The sequence below is a fragment of the Arthrobacter sp. GMC3 genome (assembly GCF_002929305.1).
In the GTDB taxonomy this organism is placed as follows: Bacteria; Actinomycetota; Actinomycetes; order Actinomycetales; family Micrococcaceae; genus Specibacter.
Map to the genome: position 1 here is coordinate 1 of NZ_PJIO01000015.1, position 23,578 is coordinate 23,578.

Annotated in this window: 22 protein-coding genes; 11 read left to right on the forward strand and 11 right to left on the reverse strand. The window is 63.2% G+C overall.

Annotated elements, in window-relative coordinates; genetic code table 11:
• Window positions 1-911 (reverse strand): leucine-rich repeat domain-containing protein (locus CXQ94_RS18300; protein ID WP_146070351.1); only part of this gene is annotated, 911 nt, incomplete at its 3' end.
• Between the two features lie 256 nt (window positions 912-1,167).
• On the opposite strand from CXQ94_RS18300, the gene CXQ94_RS18305 reads away from it, so the two are divergent.
• Both CXQ94_RS18305 and CXQ94_RS18310 read left to right on the forward strand, forming a co-directional pair.
• Entirely contained in the window at window positions 1,168-1,524 is a 357-nt protein-coding gene (locus CXQ94_RS18305) for an iron chaperone (protein WP_104092035.1), read from the forward strand.
• A gap of 43 nt (window positions 1,525-1,567) precedes the next feature.
• Window positions 1,568-2,116 (forward strand): dihydrofolate reductase family protein, encoded by a 549-nt coding sequence (locus CXQ94_RS18310; RefSeq protein ID WP_104092036.1) that lies wholly within the window; start codon window positions 1,568-1,570, stop codon window positions 2,114-2,116.
• A 34-nt stretch (window positions 2,117-2,150) separates the two neighbouring features.
• On the opposite strand, the gene CXQ94_RS18315 is transcribed toward CXQ94_RS18310, so the two are convergent.
• Window positions 2,151-2,813: a maleylpyruvate isomerase family mycothiol-dependent enzyme gene (locus CXQ94_RS18315; RefSeq protein WP_104092037.1), complete on the reverse strand. Its 663-nt coding sequence runs from the start codon at window positions 2,811-2,813 to the stop codon at window positions 2,151-2,153.
• 68 nt (window positions 2,814-2,881) lie between these two features.
• Window positions 2,882-3,784 carry an NADP-dependent oxidoreductase gene (locus CXQ94_RS18320; RefSeq protein WP_104092038.1) on the reverse strand — a complete coding sequence of 301 codons (903 nt, stop codon included), beginning with the start codon at window positions 3,782-3,784 and terminating at the stop codon, window positions 2,882-2,884.
• An 842-nt stretch (window positions 3,785-4,626) separates the two neighbouring features.
• Between CXQ94_RS18320 and CXQ94_RS18325 the strand changes: the two genes are divergently transcribed.
• From CXQ94_RS18325 to CXQ94_RS18335, 3 genes are all read left to right on the forward strand, one after another.
• The gene (locus CXQ94_RS18325; RefSeq protein ID WP_104092039.1) at window positions 4,627-5,211 is read left to right on the forward strand and encodes a ScbR family autoregulator-binding transcription factor; all 585 of its coding nucleotides are present in this window, start codon (window positions 4,627-4,629) and stop codon (window positions 5,209-5,211) included.
• A 250-nt stretch (window positions 5,212-5,461) separates the two neighbouring features.
• The gene (locus CXQ94_RS18330) at window positions 5,462-6,127 is read left to right on the forward strand and encodes a hypothetical protein (protein WP_146070352.1); all 666 of its coding nucleotides are present in this window, start codon (window positions 5,462-5,464) and stop codon (window positions 6,125-6,127) included.
• A gap of 45 nt (window positions 6,128-6,172) precedes the next feature.
• On the forward strand, window positions 6,173-6,664 hold the full coding sequence (locus CXQ94_RS18335; RefSeq protein ID WP_146070353.1) for a hypothetical protein: 492 nt from the start codon (window positions 6,173-6,175) through the stop codon (window positions 6,662-6,664).
• Window positions 6,665-6,703: 39 nt separating this feature from the next.
• Here the strand turns inward: CXQ94_RS18335 and hutI are convergent, their stop codons facing one another.
• A complete protein-coding gene (hutI, locus tag CXQ94_RS18340; protein WP_104092042.1) occupies window positions 6,704-7,915 on the reverse strand; it encodes an imidazolonepropionase in 1,212 nt (403 codons plus the stop codon).
• Between the two features lie 125 nt (window positions 7,916-8,040).
• Between hutI and CXQ94_RS18345 the strand changes: the two genes are divergently transcribed.
• Complete coding sequence (locus CXQ94_RS18345) at window positions 8,041-8,682, forward strand: LysE family translocator (protein ID WP_104092076.1); 642 nt, start codon at window positions 8,041-8,043, stop codon at window positions 8,680-8,682.
• 156 nt (window positions 8,683-8,838) lie between these two features.
• On the opposite strand, the gene CXQ94_RS18350 is transcribed toward CXQ94_RS18345, so the two are convergent.
• Together CXQ94_RS18350 and tdh are read right to left on the reverse strand one after the other, a co-directional pair.
• Window positions 8,839-10,050, reverse strand: coding sequence for a glycine C-acetyltransferase (locus CXQ94_RS18350; protein WP_104092043.1), 1,212 nt, complete (start codon window positions 10,048-10,050; stop codon window positions 8,839-8,841).
• A gap of 71 nt (window positions 10,051-10,121) precedes the next feature.
• A complete protein-coding gene (gene tdh, locus CXQ94_RS18355) occupies window positions 10,122-11,171 on the reverse strand; it encodes an L-threonine 3-dehydrogenase (RefSeq protein ID WP_104092077.1) in 1,050 nt (349 codons plus the stop codon).
• Window positions 11,172-11,260: 89 nt separating this feature from the next.
• Between tdh and CXQ94_RS18360 the strand changes: the two genes are divergently transcribed.
• The 3 genes from CXQ94_RS18360 (at window position 11,261) to CXQ94_RS18370 (ending at window position 14,675) form a co-directional block, all read left to right on the forward strand.
• Window positions 11,261-12,202, forward strand: a complete 942-nt coding sequence (locus CXQ94_RS18360; protein WP_104092044.1) for a LysR family transcriptional regulator — start codon at window positions 11,261-11,263, stop codon at window positions 12,200-12,202.
• A 62-nt stretch (window positions 12,203-12,264) separates the two neighbouring features.
• The gene (locus CXQ94_RS18365; protein WP_104092045.1) at window positions 12,265-13,611 is read left to right on the forward strand and encodes an aminopeptidase C; all 1,347 of its coding nucleotides are present in this window, start codon (window positions 12,265-12,267) and stop codon (window positions 13,609-13,611) included.
• A gap of 77 nt (window positions 13,612-13,688) precedes the next feature.
• Window positions 13,689-14,675 (forward strand): formylglycine-generating enzyme family protein, encoded by a 987-nt coding sequence (locus CXQ94_RS18370; RefSeq protein WP_104092046.1) that lies wholly within the window; start codon window positions 13,689-13,691, stop codon window positions 14,673-14,675.
• A gap of 101 nt (window positions 14,676-14,776) precedes the next feature.
• On the opposite strand, the gene CXQ94_RS18375 is transcribed toward CXQ94_RS18370, so the two are convergent.
• From CXQ94_RS18375 to CXQ94_RS18395, 5 genes are all read right to left on the reverse strand, one after another.
• Window positions 14,777-15,550, reverse strand: coding sequence for a hypothetical protein (locus tag CXQ94_RS18375; RefSeq protein ID WP_104092047.1), 774 nt, complete (start codon window positions 15,548-15,550; stop codon window positions 14,777-14,779).
• 294 nt (window positions 15,551-15,844) lie between these two features.
• On the reverse strand, window positions 15,845-17,353 hold the full coding sequence (gatB, locus tag CXQ94_RS18380) for an Asp-tRNA(Asn)/Glu-tRNA(Gln) amidotransferase subunit GatB (protein ID WP_104092048.1): 1,509 nt from the start codon (window positions 17,351-17,353) through the stop codon (window positions 15,845-15,847).
• The gene (gatA, locus tag CXQ94_RS18385; protein ID WP_104092049.1) at window positions 17,353-18,897 is read right to left on the reverse strand and encodes an Asp-tRNA(Asn)/Glu-tRNA(Gln) amidotransferase subunit GatA; all 1,545 of its coding nucleotides are present in this window, start codon (window positions 18,895-18,897) and stop codon (window positions 17,353-17,355) included. Before gatA ends, gatB begins: the two co-directional genes overlap by 1 nt.
• A gap of 3 nt (window positions 18,898-18,900) precedes the next feature.
• On the reverse strand, window positions 18,901-19,197 hold the full coding sequence (gene gatC, locus CXQ94_RS18390) for an Asp-tRNA(Asn)/Glu-tRNA(Gln) amidotransferase subunit GatC (protein WP_104092050.1): 297 nt from the start codon (window positions 19,195-19,197) through the stop codon (window positions 18,901-18,903).
• Between the two features lie 86 nt (window positions 19,198-19,283).
• Complete coding sequence (locus CXQ94_RS18395; RefSeq protein WP_306418917.1) at window positions 19,284-20,636, reverse strand: LssY C-terminal domain-containing protein; 1,353 nt, start codon at window positions 20,634-20,636, stop codon at window positions 19,284-19,286.
• A 235-nt stretch (window positions 20,637-20,871) separates the two neighbouring features.
• Here CXQ94_RS18395 and CXQ94_RS18400 point away from each other — a divergent pair, with 235 nt between their 5' ends.
• Together CXQ94_RS18400 and CXQ94_RS18405 are read left to right on the forward strand one after the other, a co-directional pair.
• Window positions 20,872-22,023: an ROK family transcriptional regulator gene (locus CXQ94_RS18400; RefSeq protein WP_104092051.1), complete on the forward strand. Its 1,152-nt coding sequence runs from the start codon at window positions 20,872-20,874 to the stop codon at window positions 22,021-22,023.
• Window positions 22,024-22,106: 83 nt separating this feature from the next.
• Window positions 22,107-23,453 (forward strand): extracellular solute-binding protein, encoded by a 1,347-nt coding sequence (locus CXQ94_RS18405; RefSeq protein ID WP_104092052.1) that lies wholly within the window; start codon window positions 22,107-22,109, stop codon window positions 23,451-23,453.
• Window positions 23,454-23,578 lie beyond the last annotated feature (125 nt).

Sequence of the window (23,578 nt, forward strand, 5' to 3'; positions counted from 1 at the left end):
CCATGGGGTTCACGCAAGGGGTTAGGGTAACTCTGCCCAACAACAACATCGGGCAAGGTCAACGTCTGATCGCGGGCGTGTACCTGGGCCAGCACGGGGAGTGCCCCGAGAGGACTCAAATCGGCGATGTGGTTGCGGTCAATACCGATGCCGTCAAGGAGCGTCAGTGTCACCAGCGGGCCAAGGCCAGCGATCTGGTTGCCGCTGAGGTCCAGTGAATGGATTTTGGTAAGTGTCGCCAGTGGGCCAAGGTCAGCGATCTGGTTCTCGGTCGCGTAGATAGTATTCAGCTGTGCCAGTCCCGAGAGTGGATCCAGATTCACGATCTGGTTGGTGCCCATCGAGAGCCAGGCGAGCTGCGTCAGCGATGACAAAGGACCTAGGTCCGAGACCTGGTTATCGACTATGTTCAGCCAGTTGATCTTGTTCAGCGTGCTCAGCGGGCCCAGGTCCGAGAGGTGGTTTCCGCCCGCGGAGATGGCGATCATGTTCGTCAACGAGCCCAGCGGGGTCAGGTCCGTGACCAGGTTATTGGAGAAGTTGAGCTGCGTGAGAGTCGTGACGCCTTGCAGTGGGCTCAGATCGGATACGGCGTTGTTCCCGAAGGATAGATCCCACAGCGAGGTCAGTTTTTGAATGCCTCCCAGGTTCGTGATCCCCAGGTTGTAACAGTTGAGCTGGGTGATGCCAGCAGCCTGGGTGGTGGCGACCGGTGCGGTATCAGGCTGGCCGAGTCGCTGATTGACACAGGCCTGCAACGCTGGATCGGCGAAGCTCACATCGGCAGCATTCGCAGGGGCAGCAGCAAGAAGCGAGCCGAGGCCAAGGACTGTAGCCAACGCGACCGCCCCCAGCGCCTTGCCGGACGGCCGGCGTCGGGTACTGCGGGCGGCAAGTGATTCAACGATCATAGGGTCTCCTCTGGAATCGCCCACAGCTGCCTGCCGGGAATCCCGGGGCCAAACATAGGCTGTCGATTGGCAAGCACCGCTCTGAGCAGCTTGCCTATATCTGCAGGAGAGTCATTTCGAGACTGGTTATGACGCCAAAACAAAAAGAGATCTTTTCACCCTAGGCCGAACGCCCGCTCACCGCTGCTGGAAAGAGCCCTTAGCTAAACACTGGCGCGCAGGGGTTCCTTGCCGAACGCAAGCGTAGGATCAGCTCATGAGTACCGAAGTCAGCACGTACCTGGCCACGATCGAGGGTGCCGATCGCACCGCCCTGGAACGCGTCTACGCGATCGCCCGTGAAATTGTCCCCGAGGCCGAGGAGGGCACCAGCTACGCCATGGCCGCACTCATCTATCGGGGAAAGAGCCTGCTCGCCACAGTGCAAGCAAAGAAGTTCCTAGCCCTGTACCCCTACAGCGGTGCGGTGGTAGCGGCAACACTGGACGCGCTGGCAGATTTCGACACAACAACCGGAAGCATCCACTACTCCGCAGCACATCAGCTTCCCGACGACGTCGTACGGCGCATCGTCCAAACACGGCGGGACGAGATTGATGCAAAAGCCCGTTAGGCCAGCGGGTGACGTCATGATCGATCGGGTTTAGGCTGGCACCGTGCAGCCACTTCGGTACTCCATCAATGTCACCTTGGACGGATGCAGCGACCATCGCACCATGATCGCCGATCCTGACATGCATCGCCATGCCGTGGAGAACTTCGCCCGGGCCGACGCACTTCTCTTTGGCCGGGTCACGTACCAAATGATGGAGACCGCCTGGCGGCCATCGATGCAATCGGGGGCCAGACTCACGTGGATGGAGCCCTTTGCCAAGACCATCGACGCGGCCAAAAAGTACGTTGTATCCAGCACCCTGAACCGGGTCGATTGGAATGCGGAGTTGCTACGCGGGGATCTGGAGACGGCCGTTCAAGCGCTCAAACGCCAGCCTGGCAAGGGACTTTTCGTGGGCGGCGTGATGCTCCCCATGGCGTTGGCACAGCTGGGTTTGATCGACGAGTACGAGTTCGTGGTGCAGCCCGCGATTGTTGGCCATGGGCCTTCATTGTTCGCGGGACTGGCCCAGCGCGTCGATTTGCGGCTAGTGAGCCAGCTGGAGTTCGCCTCTGGCGCGGTAGCACTGCGCTATGAGCCCAAAAAGTAGCCGGGCAAGTGCGGGATTAGGACAGTTCGCCGCCCTATTGCGGTGAAACGGGTGAAGTTCCGTCCAGGCGTGAGCGAAGTACCTGCAGGCCAGGTCCCCGGAGCTCCTCAAGGTAAGTTGCGCGTCCGGCCATCGCCATCACCAGGGCAAGGGTCGAGCCTGTGACCGCAGGCCCCGCACCTGCGGTGAAGGGACCGTCGTCGGCAGTCAACTGAAGTCCCGCGGCGCGCGTACCGCTGGCAACCGCGAAGTTACGGCTTGCATAGAATTCGGCGACAGGGCTCAAGGCATCAATGCTCGGAAGGTGGGCAAGTCCCAGGGGTTGGCGGATATCTTGGGCATGCACTAAAACTTCCCCCAAGTAGGCAGGGGTGTGGGAGGAGGGTGCCACGGTGTTAGTGACGACGGCGCGAAACTGGGCCAGGGTTTCGGCCGGCGTGGCGCCGAGGTGCTCCTGGAGCCGGCGCTGATTGTGCACGTCCGGTCGGAAACGCGCACCGAGCATGCTGCGCATCCATCGCCACTGGTTCAGGCTTGCCGCGGCCGTCAAATGCGCCAGAACTTGTTCAACGTCCCACTGCCCGCAGAGCGTCGGGTGATGCCACTGCTCTGCGGTGAGAGCCGCCAAATCCTCCGCCAAAGCAGCGCGCTCAGCATGTACAAGGGCCCAAAGCCGGTCCTGTGATTTTTGTGCCATAGCGTGAATGTCCTTTGTGCCGTTTAAGTGGTTCCAATCCTACGTCCACCCTTGAACTTCCAGCCGCACTACTCGATCAGGAGCACCAGCTTCACGCGCGCTTGCCCGTCCTCGCTGACGCGATGGGCCTGTGCGATCTCGGCGAGCGGAAAGGTTTGAACCACCGGAAGCGTGAAGCGTTCGGACTCGATCAGTTCTCCGATCTCATCCAGCACGTGCAGGGCCCGTCCGGAGTCGCCGTGGCTGAACCTAACGCCGTGCTCCTGTGCCCCAGCAAAGTCGGCGATGGTCAGTACGTTATCCGGGCCACCTGCCAGTTCGATGAGTTCTGGGAGAACGCCGCTTCCGGCAATGTCCAGGGCCAGGTCGACGCCGTCGGACGCCAGCGCACGAACACGACCGCTAAGCCCCTCACCATAGGCCACCGGCTCAGCCCCCAAGGATCGAAGGTAGTCATGATTTGCCGCACTGGCGGTTCCGATCACCCGTGCATCACGCGCCACGGCGAGCTGGACGGCTGCGGCGCCAACGGCACCCGAGGCGCCGTTGATGAGTACCGTGCTGCCGCTGGTGACGCCGAGTTGGTCCAGTGCGCGGGTAGCCGTTTCGATGGCCGCGGGCAGGGCGGCCGCGCCAGGGAAGTCAAGCGCAGCAGGGATCGGTGCAAAGTAGCTCAGCACAGCCAGCTGAGCCTGGGCTGCACCGTCAATACAGAAGCCAAAAACCCGGTCGCCAACGGCTACACCGGTGACACCGGCACCGATCTCATCGACGATTCCGGCAGCCTCGTAACCCAAGGTTTGCGGGAGTTCCGGGTCCATCAGGCCTTTGCGTTTCTTCCAGTCGCTGGCATTGACGCCAGCCGCTCGGACCGCGATCCTCACCTGGCCTGGGCCGGCGTGCGGCTCCGGGAGATCCACAATCTCGAGGACCTCTGGGCCACCGAACCGGCTAAAACGTGCTGCTTTCATCATTCCTCGCTCCCACCGCGGCCACCAAGGCCGTCCACCATAGTCAACCATGTGCGAGCGCGCGAAGGCATGGCCGACGCTGTCGGTGAATCCGTTCGGGTTCGTGGAGCTTGCATGGCACATCGCGGCGCGAATTTGTACCGGATCACGGGCCTAGTGCAGCCGGGCGTTCGTGTCCCCGGCGACTGGCTTTTTGCCTCTATCGGGCGCTCAGTAGGCCCTGATCTATGCGGCAGCGGCCTGAGACTCTGTGGATTTGAAGTGCTGTCAAAGTGCGGTCGAAGTATCGACCGCACTTCCCCCAACAGAGAGCAAGTGACGCTTCAGCGAATCCTGAATCGTCTCTAGTGTGAGTTTAGAGCCCGGATGAATCAAAAACAAACTGACCAACCCGATTGTTTGTGACCTCCTCAGGTTTACTGCGATACCCCGGACGGCGCAGGTTTCATTGTCTTGAAGCCTGGGCGGCAGTTCGGAGCAGTCGGGCCCCAGTGACGGCTCCGAGGATGTGGCGGGGAGGGCCTGACCGGGTTGAGGATGAGCGAGCGGGAGGCATTTACCAGCTGCCATCATTTTCAACAACCCCTGTGGGGTCCGCCCCGAACGCGGTGGTAGCGTGGGAGCTCCGAGTCCTGCGTTGAGGCTGGCGCAAAAGCATTGCTGTTAGTTGCGCATGATCCGAAGATTCGGCAGAGGCAGCGACGCGGCTTCCTATGATTGTGCAGGTAACAAGACCTAGGATTCTGGAACCGACACCACTGGCGGGCAATGGTCTCGGCTCTTCGTTGAAAGCAAGATTTAGAGTATCCCCGATTGTCACGCAGAGAAGGTCCACCCTCACCATGCAACAACGTGCCAAAGACACACGCCGGGCCATCATTGAAGGGGCAGCGCTGGTCTTCGACGAAAAGGGCTACGCGAACGCGAGCCTGAGCGACATCACTGTGCGTGCAGCGGTGACCCGGGGCGCTCTCTACTTTCATTTCGAGTCAAAAGAGGAGCTCGCCCTAGCCGTGATCGCGGAGCAGCATTTGCGCGTCCGCGATCTATCAGCGGACCTGGCAAGCTCCGGAGGGCCAGCACTTCAAACAATCATTGGCATGTGCAGGCTCTTCGGCCACCAACTGCTCGATGACTCGGTGGTGAGGGCCGGCATCCGTCTAACCTTTGAGTCGTCGGCCTTCAGCGCCAATGTCGCTTCGCCCTACAGGGACTGGATCACGACAATGGAGGCCCTCCTACGTCAGGCCCAGATCGAAGAAACCGTGGCAGACGATATCGACCCGGCGGCTTTTGCCCGTTACCTCGTTTCCTCCTTTACCGGGGTGCAGTTGGTATCGAACGTGTTGACATCACGCGAGGACGTCCTGCAACGGATCGATGAAATGTGGGAGTTCACCTTGCGAGCACTCGCCCCAGCCCGGTAACGGGCCACTACGACGCGATAGCCATGGTGGAGCTCGTTGGGAAGATTTGACCTGAGTGAGCAAAAACCTTTAGGCTCGTTGGAGATGGCCTCACCAGTTGTCCCCCAATAAACTGGTGAGGCCATTCTCATGTCCGCTGTGAATCGTGTTGGCATTTAGCCGCGTTCCGTAGCCGCCTACCTTCCCCCCATCCTGGCAAATACCTTCCAGGGGTTGCCACGCCGATTCTCCCTCACGTAGTGTTCCGGGCATGGTGGCACCCGGGGGAAAAACACGTTTTGCCTTGCGCAGCAAGGCGCTGCCCTTCCTGGCCTGTCTGGCCCTGGTGTCCGCTGCTACGGCATGTGCATCCCCTCCCCCGTCAAGTGTTGGACACGAGACCTTCAACGTCGCCACGCCAGCAGTCCCCGCGGTCCAACCCTCGTTGAGAGCGGGACTGCCGCCGGGGATGACTATTGCACCCATGCCGCCAGCACCTGTGGCCCCAGCCAACCCGGGTCCCGACGACTGCCCGGGAATGCTTTCACAAGCCACACCCGGCAACGAAACACTTCTGTGCCAGTACTTCACCTCCGGTTCCCTCCAGCCAGCCTCAGTACCCCGCGGTCCGGGGATAGATTCCGGCACCTACGCCGTGAGGTTTGCCAGCGTTGGCGGGAGTGCATGGATGACGGTGCGGATTCCTTGTGCCGCCTACTTGGTGAAGGTCACCATCTCCGGGTCCACCATCACCCCCGCCCCTGACACCATCAAGAGCGTGGTGGGCACCTGCGATTTCCCCTGGAACGCGGAACAGGAACGAATGGCTAGAAACGTTCTAAGTCCCCTGAAGTTCGAACAACGCCCTGACGACATTTTCCTGGGCAACGCTGGCTGGGGAATTACGCTGAACCGAACGCCCTACGACGCCGACTAGTACCGATTCATTGACGGCCCTCGGGGTTGGTGCTAGAAACGCGATATGCCTAGTTCACGCCTGAGAGTGCATGCGGTCATCGTGTTGTGGCTCTTCGGTCTGCAATTCCTTGCCGGCATGATCCTCAACCTTTTCGTTGAACTGCCAACCACCCATCCAGGTGCGGGAGGCGAATATTTCTCCAGCTCCTGGAAGAGTCTTCTCTGGTCAATGAGCGACGGCGGAGGATGGGCCCTGCTGATCCACGCGTGGCTGGCAGTACTTCTGTTCGCCGGCACACTGGGCCTCTTTCTGCGCAGCCTCCCCGCTGGCGGGCGCCACTGGCGATGGCCCAGCAGCATCGCCGCCTTGTTCACCTTGGGAGCACTTTTCAACGGGCTGAGCTTCGCCGACTACGGGGAAGACTTCAGTTCCATGATCATGGCGCTCTGCTGGCTTGTGGCGGTGGCCCTGCTGGTTTTTGCCCTTGTCCGTACGGGGAGAAAACCCGAGCCGTCAGCGAAACCTGCGGGGCCGCCCACTCGCCAGAGCCAGTAGTTTCGGCACTACGGCGGCCGTTCCCGCCCGGGACTGTGCCTAGACGGCCCTGACCCCGGCCCGCCACACGGCGTGGGTCAGCGGAATGCCGGGGCGGTAGGCCAAGTGCGTTGCGGAGGGCGCCTTGAGCATGTGGAAGTCCGCCCGGTGCCCCACGGCGATGGACCCCACCGCGCGCTTGCCGTCCTCATCCAGTCCCGATTCCCGGCCCAGTGCCAGCGCACCCCCATAGGTGGCGGCCCGGACTGCCTCGTGAACGGAAAGATGCATCTGCAGCACCGCCGTCGTCACGCAGAACGCCACCGACGAGGTGTACGACGTGCCAGGGTTGCAATTGGAGGCAATGGCCAGCTGCACGCCAGCGTCCAAAAGTCGACGCGCGGGGGCCAGCGGCTGCCGGGTGGACAAGTCACAGGCGGGCAGCACCGTGGCAACCGTGCCACGCACCCCACTGCCCCGGACCACATCCCAGCCCGACCATGAACGCGCCAAGGCATCGACGTCGTCGTCCGTGAGGAAGTTGACGTGATCAACGCTCGCGGCCCCAAACTCCACGGCCAGGGCCACACCGGCGCCCGGGCCCAGCTGGTTGCCGTGTACGCGCAAGCCAAGCCCGGCATCGCGGGAGGCCGTCAGCACCTGGCGGGACTGCTCGGGGGTGAAGGCGCCGGTTTCGCAAAACACGTCGGCCCATTTCGCATAAGGGCGGACGGCGTCGAGCATGTCCCCGCAGACCAGATCCGTGTACTCCTGGGCATCCATGCCCGACGGGACCAGGTGCGCGCCCAGGTAGGTGACATCATCGGCCACGGTGGAGGCGATCCTGGCGCTGCGCCGCTCATTCTCCACATCCAGCCCATAGCCGGTCTTGGTCTCAATGTAGGTGGTGCCCTGCGATACCGCCTCCGCCACTCGTCCCATCGCCATGCGGGTGAGGTCGTAGTCGCTGGCCGCGCGCGTGGCGTTGACCGAGACGGCAATCCCGCCGGCGCTGTAGCTCTCCCCCGCCATCCGGGCCTCAAACTCGGCGGTCCTGTCGCCGGCGAAAACCAGGTGCGTATGCGAGTCCACCCACCCGGGCAGCACCGCCCTGCCCTGCGCGTCGGTGCGCACATCGGCTGCCGGGGCCTTGTCCGCGGGACCAATCCATGCGATCCGCTCCCCCTCCATCACCACGGCGGCGTCGCGCAGGGTGCCGAGCTGTTGGTCCTGGGTCATCAATTCACCGATGTTGGTGATCAGTTCACTCATCTGACCAGCGTACGACGCCGAGGGGCTGGCTCGGGCGCCCTGGGTGACGGGCGCGTCTGGCATGGCAGACGGTGTGCGGGCCCCGAGCTTGCGGGCAGGCAGTGCGGGCCCGGAGAATGGTGTCCATGACTTTGGTTTCCCTGCTCGCCTTTGCCGGACTCTGCCTGATGCTGGCATTGATCCCCGGTCCAGACACCTTCATGGTCCTGCGCATCTCACTCAACCGTGCAAGCGCCGGCATTGCGGCGGCGGCCGGCTCGGGTGTAGGCGCCCTGGTGTGGGCCGCGCTTGTCGGGTTTGGGCTGGCAGCCATTTTGGAACAGTCCGCGGAGATGTTCCGGTGGATCAAGATCGCCGGCGGGCTCTACCTTCTCTACCTAGGCGTCTCATCCTTTATCAAGGCGCGCAAGGCGGCTGCGGCCGGGGCGGCCACGCAGGAGGGCAGTCAGCCGCTGGTCTACAGCAAGCGTGCCGGATTTGGTGCGGGCATGGTTTCCACGCTGCTCAACCCCAAAGTGGGCTTGTTTTATTTGGCCGTGGTGCCACAGTTCATCCCCCACGGCGGCAACACGCTGGCCATGGCCATGGTGTTGGGCCTGACGCTTGCCGTGATCGGCTTCCTGTACCTGAGCGTGATTGCGCTCGTGGCCTACAAGGCTATGAAGTGGCTGCGCAAGCCTAAGGTCAACACCCTAATCGAACGCATCAGCAGCGGCATCTTGGCCGTCCTGGGCGTCGGTGTCATGGCGTCGGGCGCCACCAGCTGATTTGTTATGCGCAGCAGGGTAACGGCGCGGTGCGCATAAGTTAGTTTGACTTCCCTTATGCGCAAGCCCACCGGTGTGCCGTTGCGCAGCTGACCGAGCTGCGCAGCCCCAGGGGTCTGGGGCTGCGCATAAGTTTCGGGCCGGGCGCAGGGTCCGCTAGGCAGCAGCCCCGCGGGCGGCGACGAACGCGCGGACGCAGGCCTCGACGTCGTCGGCACTGTGGGCAGCCGAGAGCTGAACGCGGATGCGGGCGGCACCGCGGGGCACCACGGGGAAGCTGAACGCGGTAACAAAGACGCCGTGAGCGAGCATCTCATTGGCCACGCGGGCGGCCTCGACGGCGTCGCCGAACATGACCGGGACAATGGCGTGCTCGCCGGGCAGCAACTCGAAGCCCTCCTCGCTCATGCGTGTGCGGAACAAGTTGGCGTTCTCGAACAGGCGCGTGCGCAGTTCCCCGGAGGTTGCCACCAATTCCAGGGCCTTCAACGTAGCCGCAACAATGGCCGGGGCCAGGGAGTTGGAGAACAGGTACGGGCGGGCCTTTTGGCGCAGCATGGCGACGATCTCGCCGCGTGCGGCAACATAACCGCCGGATGCGCCGCCCAGTGCCTTGCCGAAGGTGCCAGTGTAGATGTCCACGCGGTCACTGACTCCGGCGTGCTCGGGGGTGCCGGCACCCGTGGCGCCCATGAAGCCCACGGCGTGGGAGTCGTCAACCATGACCAGGGCGTCGTACTTGTCGGCCAGGTCGCAGATGGCTTCCAGGGGTGCCAGGAATCCGTCCATGGAGAAGACGCCGTCGGTGACGATGATGGTGCGACGGGCTCCGGCGCCGTCGTTCATGGCGGCCGCGGCCTGCAGCTGGACTTCCAGATCTGCCATGTCCTGGTTGGCGTAGCGGAAGCGCGCGGCCTTGGACAGGCGGATGCCATCAATGATGGAGGCGTGGTTCAGGGAGTCGGAGATGATGGCGTCCTGGGCCCCGAACAGGGACTCGAAAACGCCGCCGTTGGCGTCGAAGCAGGAGGAGAAAAGGATGGTGTCCTCGGTGCCCAGGAACTTTGAGACTGCTGCCTCAAGTTCAAGGTGCAGGTCCTGGGTGCCGCAGATGAAGCGGACGCTGGCCATGCCGAAGCCGCGCTCATCCATGGCAGCCTTGGCGGCGTCGATGATGGCCGGGTGATCGGCCAGGCCAAGGTAGTTGTTGGCGCAGAAGTTCAGCACGGGGGCGGTGGCGCCGTCCAGCGGGCCGGCCTGCACGTGGCTTGACTGGGCGGAGGTGATCTGGCGTTCGGTCTTGAACAGGCCTGCAGTGCGGATCTCGGACAGCTCGGCGGTGAGCGCGTCTTTCATGGCGGTGTACATGGGACTCCTTGATGGGTGAGGAAGGGGCGGACGACGGCGGAAGGCGAGTCCCGCCGTCGTGCTGGGAATTGTTAGGAGAAGACTGACCAGTCAAGGACGACTTTGCCGCCACGGCCGGACTTGGCGATCTCGAAGGCCTGCTCCCATTCTGTGGCTGGCAGCACGTCGGTGACAACACTTGCCACGGCCGTACGGAGCACCGGGTTGGAGGAGAGCATGGCGCTCATGGCGTACCAGGTTTCAAACATTTCCCGGCCGTAGATGCCCTTGAGGGTCAGCATGTGGGTGACAACTTTGCCCCAGTTGATGTCGATGGACTCGCTCGGCAGGCCCAGCATGGCGATGCGCCCGCCGTGGTTCATGTTGTCGATCATTTCCGGCAAGGCCGTGGGGTGGCCGGACATTTCCAGGCCGATGTCGAAGCCTTCGCGCATGCCCAGCTGCAACTGCGCCTCTTTCAGGCGGGTGGTGGCGACGTTGACGGCGAGGTCGGCGCCCATCGCGGCGGCCATGGCCAGGCGCGGTTCGGACACGTCGGTGATGGCGATCTTGCGGGCGCCGGCGTGGCGGGCCACGGCCACAGCCATCAGGCCGATGGGTCCGGCACCGGTGATGAGTACGTCCTCGCCCACCAGGCCGAAACTGAGCGCGGTGTGGACGGCGTTGCCCAGCGGGTCAAAGATGGCGCCCAGTTCGGGGGTGATGGAGGGGTCGTGGTGGACCCAGACGTTGGATTCGGGGATGACCACGTATTCGGCAAACGCGCCGTCGCGCTGCACTCCTACGGAGATGGTGTTGATGCACATGTGGCGGCGTCCGGCGCGGCAGTTGCGGCACATGCCGCAGACTACGTGACCCTCGCCGGAGACCTTGTCCCCCACTTTGACGTCGTGGACGTCGGCGCCGACTTCCACCACCTCGCCGTAGAATTCGTGGCCAGCAATCAGCGGAGCGTTGATGGTTGCGGCAGCCCAGGCGTCCCAGGCCTGGATGTGCAGATCTGTGCCGCAGAGGCCCGTGGTGGCGACCTTGATTTTTACATCTCGCACCCCTGTTGTGGGCTCCGGGCGGTCAACGAGTTCGAATCCTGCGTGGGCGCCGGACTTATAAAGTGCTTTCATGGTTACCATTAGAGCCGCCCAAACCATTTAGCACAATCGAATTTTACTCCATCCTCGATTAAGCTCAAGCTAAATGGTATTGTTGCGGCGTGGAACTTCATCAACTACAAATGCTGCGCGAGCTCGGCGAACTGGGCAGCGTCAAGGCCGTCGCCGAGACCATGTCCGTCACACCGTCTGCGGTCTCCCAGCAAATTTCGCTGCTCCAGCGCCAGGTGGACACGCCGCTGACCCGCAAGGACGGCCGCAACCTGGTGCTCACCGAGGCCGGGCAAGTCCTGGCCGACGCCGGAGCAGAGGTCATCAACGCCATGGCCACGGCGAAGGCTGCCATTGGCGCCTACCAGCACGACCGCCACGGCACCGTCTCCATTAGCGGTTTCCACAGCGCCGGGCAGGCCCTGTTCGCACCGTTGGTACGCCATTTGGCCGGGCTGCGCGACGGCGACGCGACGGCCACCACGCCCGAGGCCGGCGTCCCCCGGGTCAAATTGAGCGATGAGGACGTGGCCCAGCACGACTTCCCAGCACTGACCGCCAGGTATGACCTGGTGCTGGCCCACAGGATGGACCATAGCCCCGCGTGGCCGGAAAGCAAGATCCGAGTCATCCCGCTAGCGCATGAGCCGTTGGATATAGCCCTGTCAGTAGACCACCCCTTGGCGAGCAAGACGACATTGTCCGCGGACGACGTCGTGCACTATCCCTGGGTGGCGAGCAGGAGCGGATATTCGCCGGCCGATGTGCTCAGCGCGATTGGCGCCGTGGCCAGCCAGCCGGTAAACGTGGTGCACAGGATCAACGACTACTCCACGGTTGCGGCGCTGGTCTCCACGGGCGACGTCATTGGCCTACTCCCGCGCTACACCTCCAGCCCCGCCCTGAATCCTGAGGTGACGCTGCGCCCGCTGACGGGGATCAGCACCCGGCGCCGGATCGACCTTCTGGTCCGGCCGGAGAATCTCAAACGCGCCTCCGTGATGCTGGTGGCGCAGGCGCTCCAACACGTCATGGACGACATGGTCCGCTGACTGGCGGGTGCGTTTTTGATCGCCGTTTGCAGCTGGCAGCGAATCGGGATAGAACGGAATACATGACCCCCATCACAGAGACGACCGCCACCCTGGCCCCGGAGCTGATTACCCAGCTGCACACATCCTTCACCGCGGACCCGGTCCTGAAGCGCACGCAGAACGCGATTGCCCGGGTCAGCGTGGACGACCTCGCCATCGACCACCAGCTCGCGACAAGTCTCTCCACGACCGTCTCGAACCGGATCGACGACTGGAAGGTCACGAACCAGAAGAAGTCCGGCCGGTGCTGGCTTTTCGCGGCCCTGAACCTGCTGCGCGCCGGCGCCAAGGAGGTGCTGGATGTCAAGGAGTTCGAGTTCTCCCAGAACTACGCCATGTACTTCGACAAACTGGAGCGGGCAAACTACTTCCTTGAGTCCATCCTGGAAACCGCCGAACGGCCCGAGGATGACCGTCTGGTGTCTTTCCTTTTGCAGTCGGTGATGGGCGACGGCGGGCAGTGGGACATGGCCGTGAACATCTTCAGCAAGTATGGGGCAGTGCCCAAGGCGGCCATGCCCGAGACCGAATCCTCCTCCAACACCGGGCGGATGAACGCCGTACTGTGCGCCCTGTTGCGTCGCGGGGCACAGGAGGTGCGCGAGCTCCGTATTGCCGGTGACATGGCAGGGGAAGAACGGGCCCGGGAACGGATCATCACGGAGGTGCACCGGGTACTCACCCTGCATCTGGGCACGCCGCCAACGCAGTTCGAGTGGGAGTACACGCACGACAAAAAGGTCTTCCACCGTGAGGGCGTGATGACCCCGCAGGAATTCCTGGCCAAGTACACCACCATCACTCTTTCGGACTATGTCTGCCTCGTTGACGACCCACGCGCGGAGCACGCCAAGGGCAGCACCCTCACCGTGGAGCACCTAGGCAATGTGGTCGGCGCCCCGCCGGTGCTCTACCTCAACGTGGACATCGAGCTGGCCAAGCGCCTGGCCAAGGAAGCCATCCTGGACGGGGAGCCGGTCTGGTTCGGCTGCGACGTGGGACCGCAGATGGTCCGCAAGGACGGCATCTGGGACGCCCGCCTCTACGACTATGCGGGCCTCTACGGTGCCGAGCTGGCCATGGACAAGGAAACCCGCGTCCGCTTTGGCGAATCGGCCATGACCCATGCCATGTTGCTGACAGGCGTGGACGTGCTCGACGGCGTAACGCGCCGCTGGCGAGTGGAGAACAGCTGGGGCGATGAAAACGGGGACCAGGGCTTCTACACCATGGCCGATAACTGGTTCGACGAGTACGTCTTCGAAGTGGTGGTCAACAAGTCGCGCCTCTCCCCCGAACTGCGTCAAGCTCTGGCGGCCGATCCCATCGTCTTGCCGGCGTGGGATCCCATGGGCGCCCTGGCATAGCCTCCGGGATACTTCTCCGGCGTCGAGCCTGCACAAACCAAACGATGTTCCATCATTTCCCCTTGCAGAAAGATTCCATGTCCAGTTGTTGTAGTCCCGACGGCCGAATCGCCTCCGGGCACGAGCACTCCGCCGAGGCACCGCCGTCGCACTTTTCCTTGACGGTTCCACCGCGCCGCACGGCCCCCCTCCATGACGACGTGGAGATCCCCGCCGGCGTCTTCGCCATGGGCGATCCCTTCGACGAGGGCTACGCGGGCGACGGTGAAACCCCTGTCCACCAGGTGCAGCTCGCGGCGTTCCGGATCGACGCGACCGCCGTGACCAACACGGCCTTTGCCGCCTTCGTGGAGGCCACCGGCTACAGGACGGAGTCGGAGGCGTTTGGCACCTCGGCCGTGTTCCACCTGGCCGTTGACGCCGATGCGAAGGACATCCTCGGCACGGCTGCCAGCGTCCCGTGGTGGCTGAACGTGCGCGGCGCGGACTGGGCCCATCCGGCCGGCCCGCGGTCGTCGTGGCGCGACATTCCGGACCACCCGGTCACGCAGGTCTCCTACACCGATGCACTGGCATATTGTGCCTGGGCGGGCCGCGCACTGCCCACCGAGGCTCAGTGGGAATTCGCTGCCCGTGGAGGGCTGGAACAGGCCCGCTACCCGTGGGGGAATGAGCTTCACGGCGAGCTCGAAGACGGCGGAGTGGAGCACCGCTGCAACATTTGGCAGGGGACTTTCCCGACCGTCAACACGTGTGAGGACGGTTTCCTGACTACGGCGCCCGTCAACAGCTTTGAGCCCAACGGCTATGGACTGTTCCAGACCAGCGGCAACGTGTGGGAGTGGTGTTCGGACTGGTTCCTGCCCAAGTACTACCGCTCCTGCCTGGCAACCGGGACCGTGACCGATCCGGTGGGCCCCACCATTGGCCGCGGCCGGGTCATGCGGGGTGGCTCCTACTTGTGCCACGATTCGTACTGCAACCGCTACCGTTTGGCCGCCCGCAGCTCCAACACACCGGATTCGGCCAGCGGCAACCTGGGCTTCCGCACCGTGGTCCGCTAACCCTGTTCTGTTATGCGCCATGGTTGCCGGCACCGCGGCGCATGACACTGTTATGCGCCGTAGCCATTACGACCGGGGCGCATAACAGGACACAAATACTTCTACGTGCGCGGCGCCAGGGTCAGGACGGTGGCGTCGTCTGCCACCTCGCCGATTTCGCCCTGGCGGGTGCGCAACTCGTGCATCAAACCCAGCGCGCCCAGCGTTGTTCGGCACCGGGCCAGGAACTCCTCCGGACCGCTGACCAGGCCAAGGTCGACGGCGCGCCAAGCCCCGTCACTGGCCATCACCATGATTTCTGGTTGGCTGAGCTGCACCACATGGGCGTGATCGGCCGCCTCGGGTTCGCGACGGGCAACCCACAGCCGTCCGGGCGTGTTGCGCAGTTCGCGATCGCGTTTGAGCAATTCGGTACGATCCCCCACTGCATCGTCCACCCGTGAATCGGCCAGTTCAGCACGCACCAAGTGTGTGACGCCGTCGAGCGTGCGCACCACCACGGTGCAGTCGGCCAGGCTCGCGATCTCCACGCCGTCGGGGTTGAGTTGCGCCACGGAGATGGCCGCACTCGGGAACCGCACATGCTCCTCCCCCACCAACGCGTCAGCCAAGGAGTCGATGTTTGCCAGGGCGGAGGCCAGGACGGCGCGCACGCCAGAACGGCCTTTATCCGTACACGGCCCGGCCAGAATCATGGTCAGCGCCTGGGCCAGCCACTGCGGATCCGACGCCGCCGGCAGGCCCAACTGCCCCAATAACGGCGTTGCCCCGTCGATCACCCACGCGTTGGGGCCATTGAAACCGCAGGCGTCCTCTATGACATGGGCGTCGCCCTCAAACTGGACGCGGGCGCGGATTTCCCATTCAAGACTCATGATTCCATCCTGCCACAGCACCCCCAACGAGAAATGACCCCGATGTGGTCTGGGGAGTCCGATAAATCGGGCTCCAAGGACCACCTCGGGGTCATCTGCCAGCGCGCGCACCCTACAGAGGTGGCGCGGCGGAAATGGGGGCTGGCGCTACCGACTCACTGTTTCCTCTTCATGCCGGGGCGGTGAATCCGGTGTTTCCGTAGGCTGCGTAAAGAAGACCGAAAGGCCGCCCGCGGCCGTCGGTCGGATAGCAGCCGAGGGAATGCCGGATTCACCGCCGAATGTGAAGCGCTACTACCCTTCGACGCCGAGCGTCTTGAGGATCAGCTCGCGCACACGACCGGCGTCGGCCTGTCCACGGGTCACCTTCATGACGCCGCCAACAATGGCGCCAACAGCCTGAACCTTGCCGCCGCGGATCTTCTCGGCGACGTCGGGCTGGGCTGCCAGTGCTTCGTCGATGGCGGTCTGAAGTGCGCCGTCGTCGGAGACCACGGCCAGGCCGCGCTTGGCGACAACCTCGGCCGGTGTGCCTTCACCCTCAAGGACGCCGTCGAGCACCTTGCGGGCCAGCTTGTCGTTGATGGCGCCAGAGGCGATGAGCTTCTCGATCTCCACCACGACTGCCGGGCTGACACCCAGTGCGGCGGGGTCGACGTCGGCCAGCTTGGCGCGACGGGCGATCTCGCCCATCCACCACTTGCGGGCGGCGGCGGCCGATGCTCCAGCCGCAACGGTTTCTTCGATCTCGTCCATCAAACCGGCGTTGACCACGTCGCGGAATTCCAGGTCCGTGTAACCCCAGTCGCCTTGCAGGCGCTTGCGGCGCTCGGCGGGCGGCTCGGGCAGGCGGGAACGCAGTTCCTCAACCCATTCGGCGGTGGTGACGATGGGCACCAGGTCCGGTTCCGGGAAGTACCGGTAGTCGTCGGCGTCGGACTTGGGTCGACCTGAGGTGGTGGACTTCGTGTCTTCGTGCCAGTGACGGGTTTCCTGCGTGATGGCCACACCGGAGTCCAGGACGGCAGCGTGGCGCTGGATCTCGAACTTCACGGCGTTTTCGACGGCGCGCAGCGAGTTCACGTTCTTCGTCTCGGTACGCGTTCCCAATTTTTCTTGGCCGTGCGGGCGCAGGGAGACGTTGGCGTCGCAACGGACGTTGCCGTGCTCCATCTTGGCCTCGGAAACGCCCAGGTTCTTCACGATTTCCCGGATGGCCGCGACATACGCCTTGGCCAGTTCGGGGGCGCGCGATCCGGCGCCTTCAATGGTCTTCGTGACGATTTCCACCAGCGGCACACCGGAACGGTTGTAGTCCACCAGCGAGTAGTCGGCGCCCTGAATGCGGCCCGTGGAGCCACCCATGTGGGTCAGCTTTCCGGCGTCCTCTTCCATGTGGGCGCGCTCGATCTCGACATGGAAAACAGTGCCGTCCTCGAGCTCGATGTCGATCCAGCCGTCGTAGCAGATGGGGTCATCGTACTGTGAGGTCTGGAAGTTCTTCGGGGTGTCCGGGTAGAAGTACTGCTTGCGCGCAAAGGTGCTGTGCGGGGCGATCTTGCAGTTCAGCGCCAGGCCGATCAGGATCGAAGACTCGACGGCCTTCTTGTTCACGACAGGCAGCACACCGGGCAGGCCCAGGCAGACTTCGTTGACGTTGCTGTTGGGCTCGTCGCCAAAGACGTTGGGTGCGGAGGAGAACATCTTGGTTTTGGTGTTCAGTTCCACGTGGACCTCGAAGCCGAGGACGGGTTCGTACTTTTCCATGGCTTCTTCGAAGCTCAAAATGGTGTCAACGCTCATTAGTTTGCCTCCTCGGCTACGGTCGCGGTGGATGCAAGTACGGGGGCCTGGTCCAGGATCGGGCCACCCCACTGTGCCTCAAGCAAGGACTCCAGGACTGCGCCAACACGGTACAGGCGGGCGTCTTCGCGGGCAGGTGCCAGCAGCTGGATGCCCACAGGCAGGCCATCTTCATCGGCCAGGCCACCGGGCAAGGTCAGGCCGGGGACGCCGGCCATGTTCGCCGGGATCGTGGCAACGTCGTTGAGGTACATGGCCAGCGGGTCATCGAGCTTCTCGCCCAACTTGAACGCCGTCACGGGCGACGTCGGGGAGATCAGCACGTCAACCTGCTCGAAGGCTGCGGCGAAGTCGCGCTGGATCAGCGTGCGCACCTTCTGGGCAGAGCCATAGTAGGCGTCGTAGTAGCCGGCACTCAGGGCGTAGGTGCCCAGGATGATGCGGCGCTTGACCTCGTCGCCGAAGCCGGCGGCGCGGGTGGCACCCATGACGCGCTCAATCGTGAGCGGGCCCTCGGTGGGCAGTGTGCGCATACCGAAGCGGACGCCGTCGAACTTGGCCAGGTTCGAGGAGGCTTCGCTGGGCATGATTAGGTAGTAGGCACCCAGCGCGTAGCCGAAGTTCGGGCAGGAGACCTCAACGATTTCGGCACCGGCGCTGCGCAGCAGCTCCAGGGATTCGTTGAAGCGGTTCTCGACGCCGGCCTGGTAGCCCTCGCCGTGCAGCTCCTTGATGATGCCGATCTTCATGCCCTTCACATTGCCCAAGCGGGCGGCGGCAGCAAGGCCTATGGAGGGGTCGGTCAGCGAGGTGGAATCGAACGGGTCATGCCCGCCAATGACTTCCTGCAGCAGTGCGGAATCCAGAACCGTCCGGGAAACCGGGCCGATCTGATCCAGCGAGGAGGCCATGGCGATGGCACCGTAACGGGACACGGCACCGTAGGTGGGCTTCACGCCAACCGTGCCGGTGACGGCGCCCGGCTGACGGATGGAGCCACCGGTGTCTGTACCCAGGGCAAAGGGTGCCTCGAAGGCGGCGACGGCGGCCGCGGAGCCACCGCCGGAACCGCCGGGGATGCGGTCCAGGTCCCACGGGTTGCGGGTGGGGCCGTAGGCGGAGTGCTCGGTGGAGGAACCCATGGCGAATTCGTCAAGGTTCGTCTTGCCCAGCATCGGCATGCGGGCTGCGCGGATCTTCTTGATGACGGTGGCGTCGTAGGGGCTCATCCAGCCCTCAAGGATCTTCGAGCCAGCCGTGGTGGGCTGGCCCTTCGTGACAATGAGGTCCTTGATGGCGATCGGCACACCGGCCAGCTCGTGAAGTTCCTCGCCGGCGGCGCGGCGGGCATCGACGTCGGCAGCAACGGCCAGTGCCTCTTCGGCGTTGACGTGCAGGAAGGCGTTGACGCCGCGGTCACCGTGGTCGACGTCGGCAATGCGGTCAAGGTGCGCCTGCGTCAGTTCGACGGAGGTAATTTCACCCGCGGCCAGCTTCGCGGCCATGGCGGACGCGCTGAGGCGAATCAGTTCGTTGGCGGTCATGGTTTAGCTTTCCTCCAAAATTGCGGGCACCTTGAAACGGCCATCCGCAGAATCCGGGGCACCCGAGAGCGCCTCCTCGACGGTGAGTACGTGTCCGACGACGTCTTCGCGCATGACGTTTGTCAGCGGAATCGGGTGCGAGGTGGTGGGAACGTCGTCCCCGGCAGCCTCACTGACGCTCTTGACGGAATCCACAATCAAAGCCAATTCATTGGCCATGCGGTCCAGTTCGTCGTCACTCATCTCGATGTGAGCCAGTTGCGCCAGATGCGCTACGTCGTCACGGTTGATCGCAGCCATGGATCTCCCCTACAAAAATAAATAAAATGTGTACCCCTAGCTTATCTCGCGCTACAGGATGAATTCCCCTGTGGCGCAAGGCGGGTTCACCGCGTGATGGGAGATGAATCTCGCCGCGCCCACAGCCGGGAACTGCGGGCAGAGAGGGCCAATAGCACCAAGATGTCCAGCGGAAGTCCGAACAAACTGTTACCCAAGGTGATGGCCTCGCCCTGGACGATCGCCAAGGCGGACAAGACCACCAGCACAGCGCTGAAAGCCATGGCGGCGTTCCTGGCCCAATTGCTGCCCCGGAACACAAGGAATGTCAGGAGCAGGTACAGGGCAACGGTCACGGCGAAGACGGCACTGACCACAGCCAGGAAAACGTCCAGCACCTGCGCCTCATCGGCACTGACGCTGGAGGCGGCGCTCTTGATGATCTCCCCGCGATCGCCCACAATCATTGCCACCGAAATGGCTCCGACAACGACGCGGATCACCATGAGCAACACCCCCAGGGAGGTGGAGACCGGGCGCCTCGCGGCCCTGGCGGCCCGGCGGGTTTCCAGATCTGGCCCCAGCGGGTTGCCGTTGGCAGGAATCTTTACGGGGCGAAGATCTAGCACCGGCAGGTCGCCGTCGGTCTCAATGGTGTCCCCTCCCCCATTGCGGGAGTGGTATCCGGTGGAGAAGTCCTCGATCACCCGTACCTCGACCTCGTCAACGCAGTCGACCAGCGTTGCCACGATGTGGTCGCGCTCGGTATCCGTGTCGGCGTCGATCTTGTGGGTGATTTGAAGGGTGAACAGGGAAAAGCCCACGGCCCGGTCGAATGTTCCGGCCGCGAGCCATTCGGCGGTGTGCCCGCCCGGGAGCATCCAGCCCTCGGGGCAACGCCAGAAGCGCACATGGTGGCGTTTGGCGGGGTTGCCCTCAACTTCCTGCTGATACGCCAGGTCCTGCTGCCTGCCAAAAAGCAGCAGGGGGCTCACGGGCGCCTCGTCGTAGCTGCGCCGGAAGATGGTGGAGGTGATGATTCGACGGCTCGAGGCCAAGGTGATCTCGTCGGCCCGGATCCAGCCGGCCCGGGTCATGGCCTCATGAAGCTGCGCCTCGGTGCCAAGCACAGCAAGGTTGATAGGGTCCCCCAGTAGCCCGTCACTCGTCCGGGCCCGGCCAATGAAATAGTCGGGGACGTAGATCGAGGTCAGAATGCGGTGCAGGCGTGGCAACACCAGATAGGCAAGCACCAGCCAGAACAGCACGAAGAACGGGGCCAGGTACCAGCCCCAGGTGAACCCTTCGGAGAGCACCAGCCAGGCCAGCCACAAGGCAGCAATCCCGCTGAAGACAAAGACCAGGTTGTCCACTAGGGCGCTGACCGATCGACGCCGGGCATGCCAGCGGTCGCTCCAGGACTTCGCCAGAAGTTGCGTGGGGACAGTGGGCTTTGACACACGGCCATCCTAGCGCTCACGGCGGCGCCACGCAGGGGGTTCCCGGGCGGCCGGGCAAGCCCCGACGCGAGGTGGGCGGCCCCCGGGTCACCGCAACCAGACACCATCACCGGTATCAAATGGGCAGTTTCCACCCAAAGGGGCACCTGAAGCGTAGGTCACGTTTTCATCTCAGCTCACAAAATATGACCCGCACATATTGCAAATAGTTTGTTAGTACAGTTTACTAACATTCATGACCATTGCACGCGGACGTACCCGAACGGACACCGACACCTCGGCAAGCCTTCCCTCGGATGTACGCGCTCACAACCTTGCTTTTGCGCTGCGCACCCTCCACGCCGCTGGCCCCATGAGCCGCGCCGACCTCTCCCGTGCAATAGGGCTTACCCGTGTCACCATCTCCGATCTGGTGACCGAACTCATTGCCAGGGGTCACGCCGTGGAACTGGGCATCTCCAGTGCGGTGCGCCCGGGGAAACCCGCAATCCTTGTGGACATCAACCGCCACGGCCTGCAAATAGTCGGCCTGGACTTGACCGAAAATGACGTCTTGCGAGCCGCCGTCATGGACTTGGACGGCAGAATTCTGGCGCAAGCCGACCGGGCCATCGCCGATGAAAAAGGTGCCGAGCTGGCACAGATTGTCATCGAGTTAACTCACCATGGAGTGACGCTGGCCACCGCACCGCTCCTGGGCATCGGGGTGGGTACCCCCGGCATCGTCAATGCAGAGGGAACGGTACTCACGGCCCCCAATCTTGGCTGGGAAAATCTCCCCCTTGGCGACATGATCGAGGACGCAACAGGGCTGCCCACTCAGGTCCACAACGACGCCGATGCCGCCGTCCACGGCGAGTACACCTTTGGTGGCGGCACCGATGACATGATCCTTGTCCGGGTGGGTCGCGGCGTTGGTTCCAGTTTGATGGTGGGCGGCGTTAGGGCCCGTGGCGTGCATTCGGCGGCCGGCGAAATTGGCCACCTCACCGTCGGTACCGACGGTGGCCTGCTCTGCAGCTGTGGACGGTACGGTTGCCTGGAGACCTGGCTGGCAGTACCGGCCCTAGAGCGTGCACTTGCCAAGGTGGCGTCAGCGCCGGACCCTTCCGCTGCCGCGGAGGCAGTTTTCCACAAAGCCGGCGAGCGTCTCGCTGTCGCACTTGCCCCCATCGTTGCGGCCATTGACCTTGCCGAGATAGTTCTCTGTGGTCCGCCGCACCTGATCAACGAGACGTTTCTTGAAAGCGTCCGCGAAACCCTCGCCCAGCGAGTGCTTCCCCTTCTACCACCCCCCACAGCTGTCCGTCTCGCCGACGAACCCCAAAACACGGTTCTGCGAGGAACAGTCGTCATGGTGCTTTCTAGCCAATTGGGAGTGGACTAAATCCCATCGCATCTCACCCGTCCGTTCAAACGCCCACGGCGCATTTCGCGCTCAAGGGCTCGTTTCTTTCGAGAGGTAATTGTATGAAGAAGATATTGGGGCTTGCAGCAATAACGGCTGCTGCGCTTACGCTGTCCGCCTGCGGAGGCGGTGCGGGTGCTCCCGCTGCCACCGACAAGGCTGATAATGCCAACAAGTCCATCACGTTGTGGTTGGCTGGCGGCGACACCAGCGACGAGTTGCGCACGTACTTGAAGGACACGTTCAAGGCCAAGACCGGCGCCACCTTGAAGATTGAAGAGCAGGGTTGGGGTGACCTCGTGACAAAGATGACCACGGCTCTCCCCGACGCCAACAACACCCCGGACGTCGTGGAAATGGGCAACACCCAGTCCCCGACCTTCACCAATGTTGGCGCCTTCACCGACATTTCGGACATGTACGACGAACTCGGAGGGGCAAAGTTGCTGCCGTCCTTCGTCGAGGCCGGTTCCGTGGATGGCAAGAAGTACGCGCTTCCGTACTACTTCGGTTCACGCTACATGTTCAACCGCACGGATGTTTGGGCTGAGGCCGGCGTCTCCACGCCCACCACGCTGGATGAATTCAACACCAACGTCAAGACCATCACCGCAAAGAACCCCCGCGGCATCAAAGACTTCTCCGGATTCTTCCTGGGCGGCCAGGACTGGCGCAATGGACTGTCCTGGATTTTTGCCAATGGCGGAGACCTGGCCAAGAAAGACAACGGAAAGTGGGTTTCCACCCTCTCCGATCCCAAGACAGTCAAGGGTCTGACCCAGTTGCAGGACCTGTACAAGAACGCCTCCAAGGCTCCCTCGGATGCCAAGGATGCCACGCCGTGGCTGTACATCAACGACGCCGATGAGATCAAAGATGACAAGGGTGCCACCACCGGCGCAACAACCCTTGCCGCCGCCACGATCATGGCACCGGGTTGGGCCCACTGGTCCATCGGTGACGCTGTTCAGAAGGACGGCAAGACCGTGCGTGAGTGGAATGACGCCAAGTTCGGCGCGTTCGTCCTGCCCGGTAATGACGGCAAGCCCGCCCCTGTCCTGGCAGGCGGCTCAAACATTGGTATCTCGGCAAAGTCCAAGAACCAAGAACTCTCCAAGGACCTGCTGCGCATCATCTTCTCCGCTGACTACCAGAAGAAGCTCGGCGCAGCCGGCCTCGGCCCGGCAAACTCGGACTACGTCGATTCCTTGGGAACTGACCAGTTTGCCAAGGCTGCCATTGCTTCTGCTTCCAATTCCAAGCTGACACCGGCAGCTCCCGGTTGGGCTTCCGTTGAGGCCTCAATGGTTCTGGAAGAATTCTTCGGCAAGATCCGCGACTCCTCTGACTTGACCGCTTTGGCCAAGCAGTACGACGAAAAGATCACCCCCCAGTTGAACCTGAAGTAGCGTCACCAAAATAGTGGTGGTCGGGGCCTTGCCCCCGGCCACCACATCTTTGTTACCGCAGTTTTAGTTACCCGCACCAACCCTGCGCCCCGCGCAGCCTGTCTTCGGCAGCCTTGCGCCGGGCA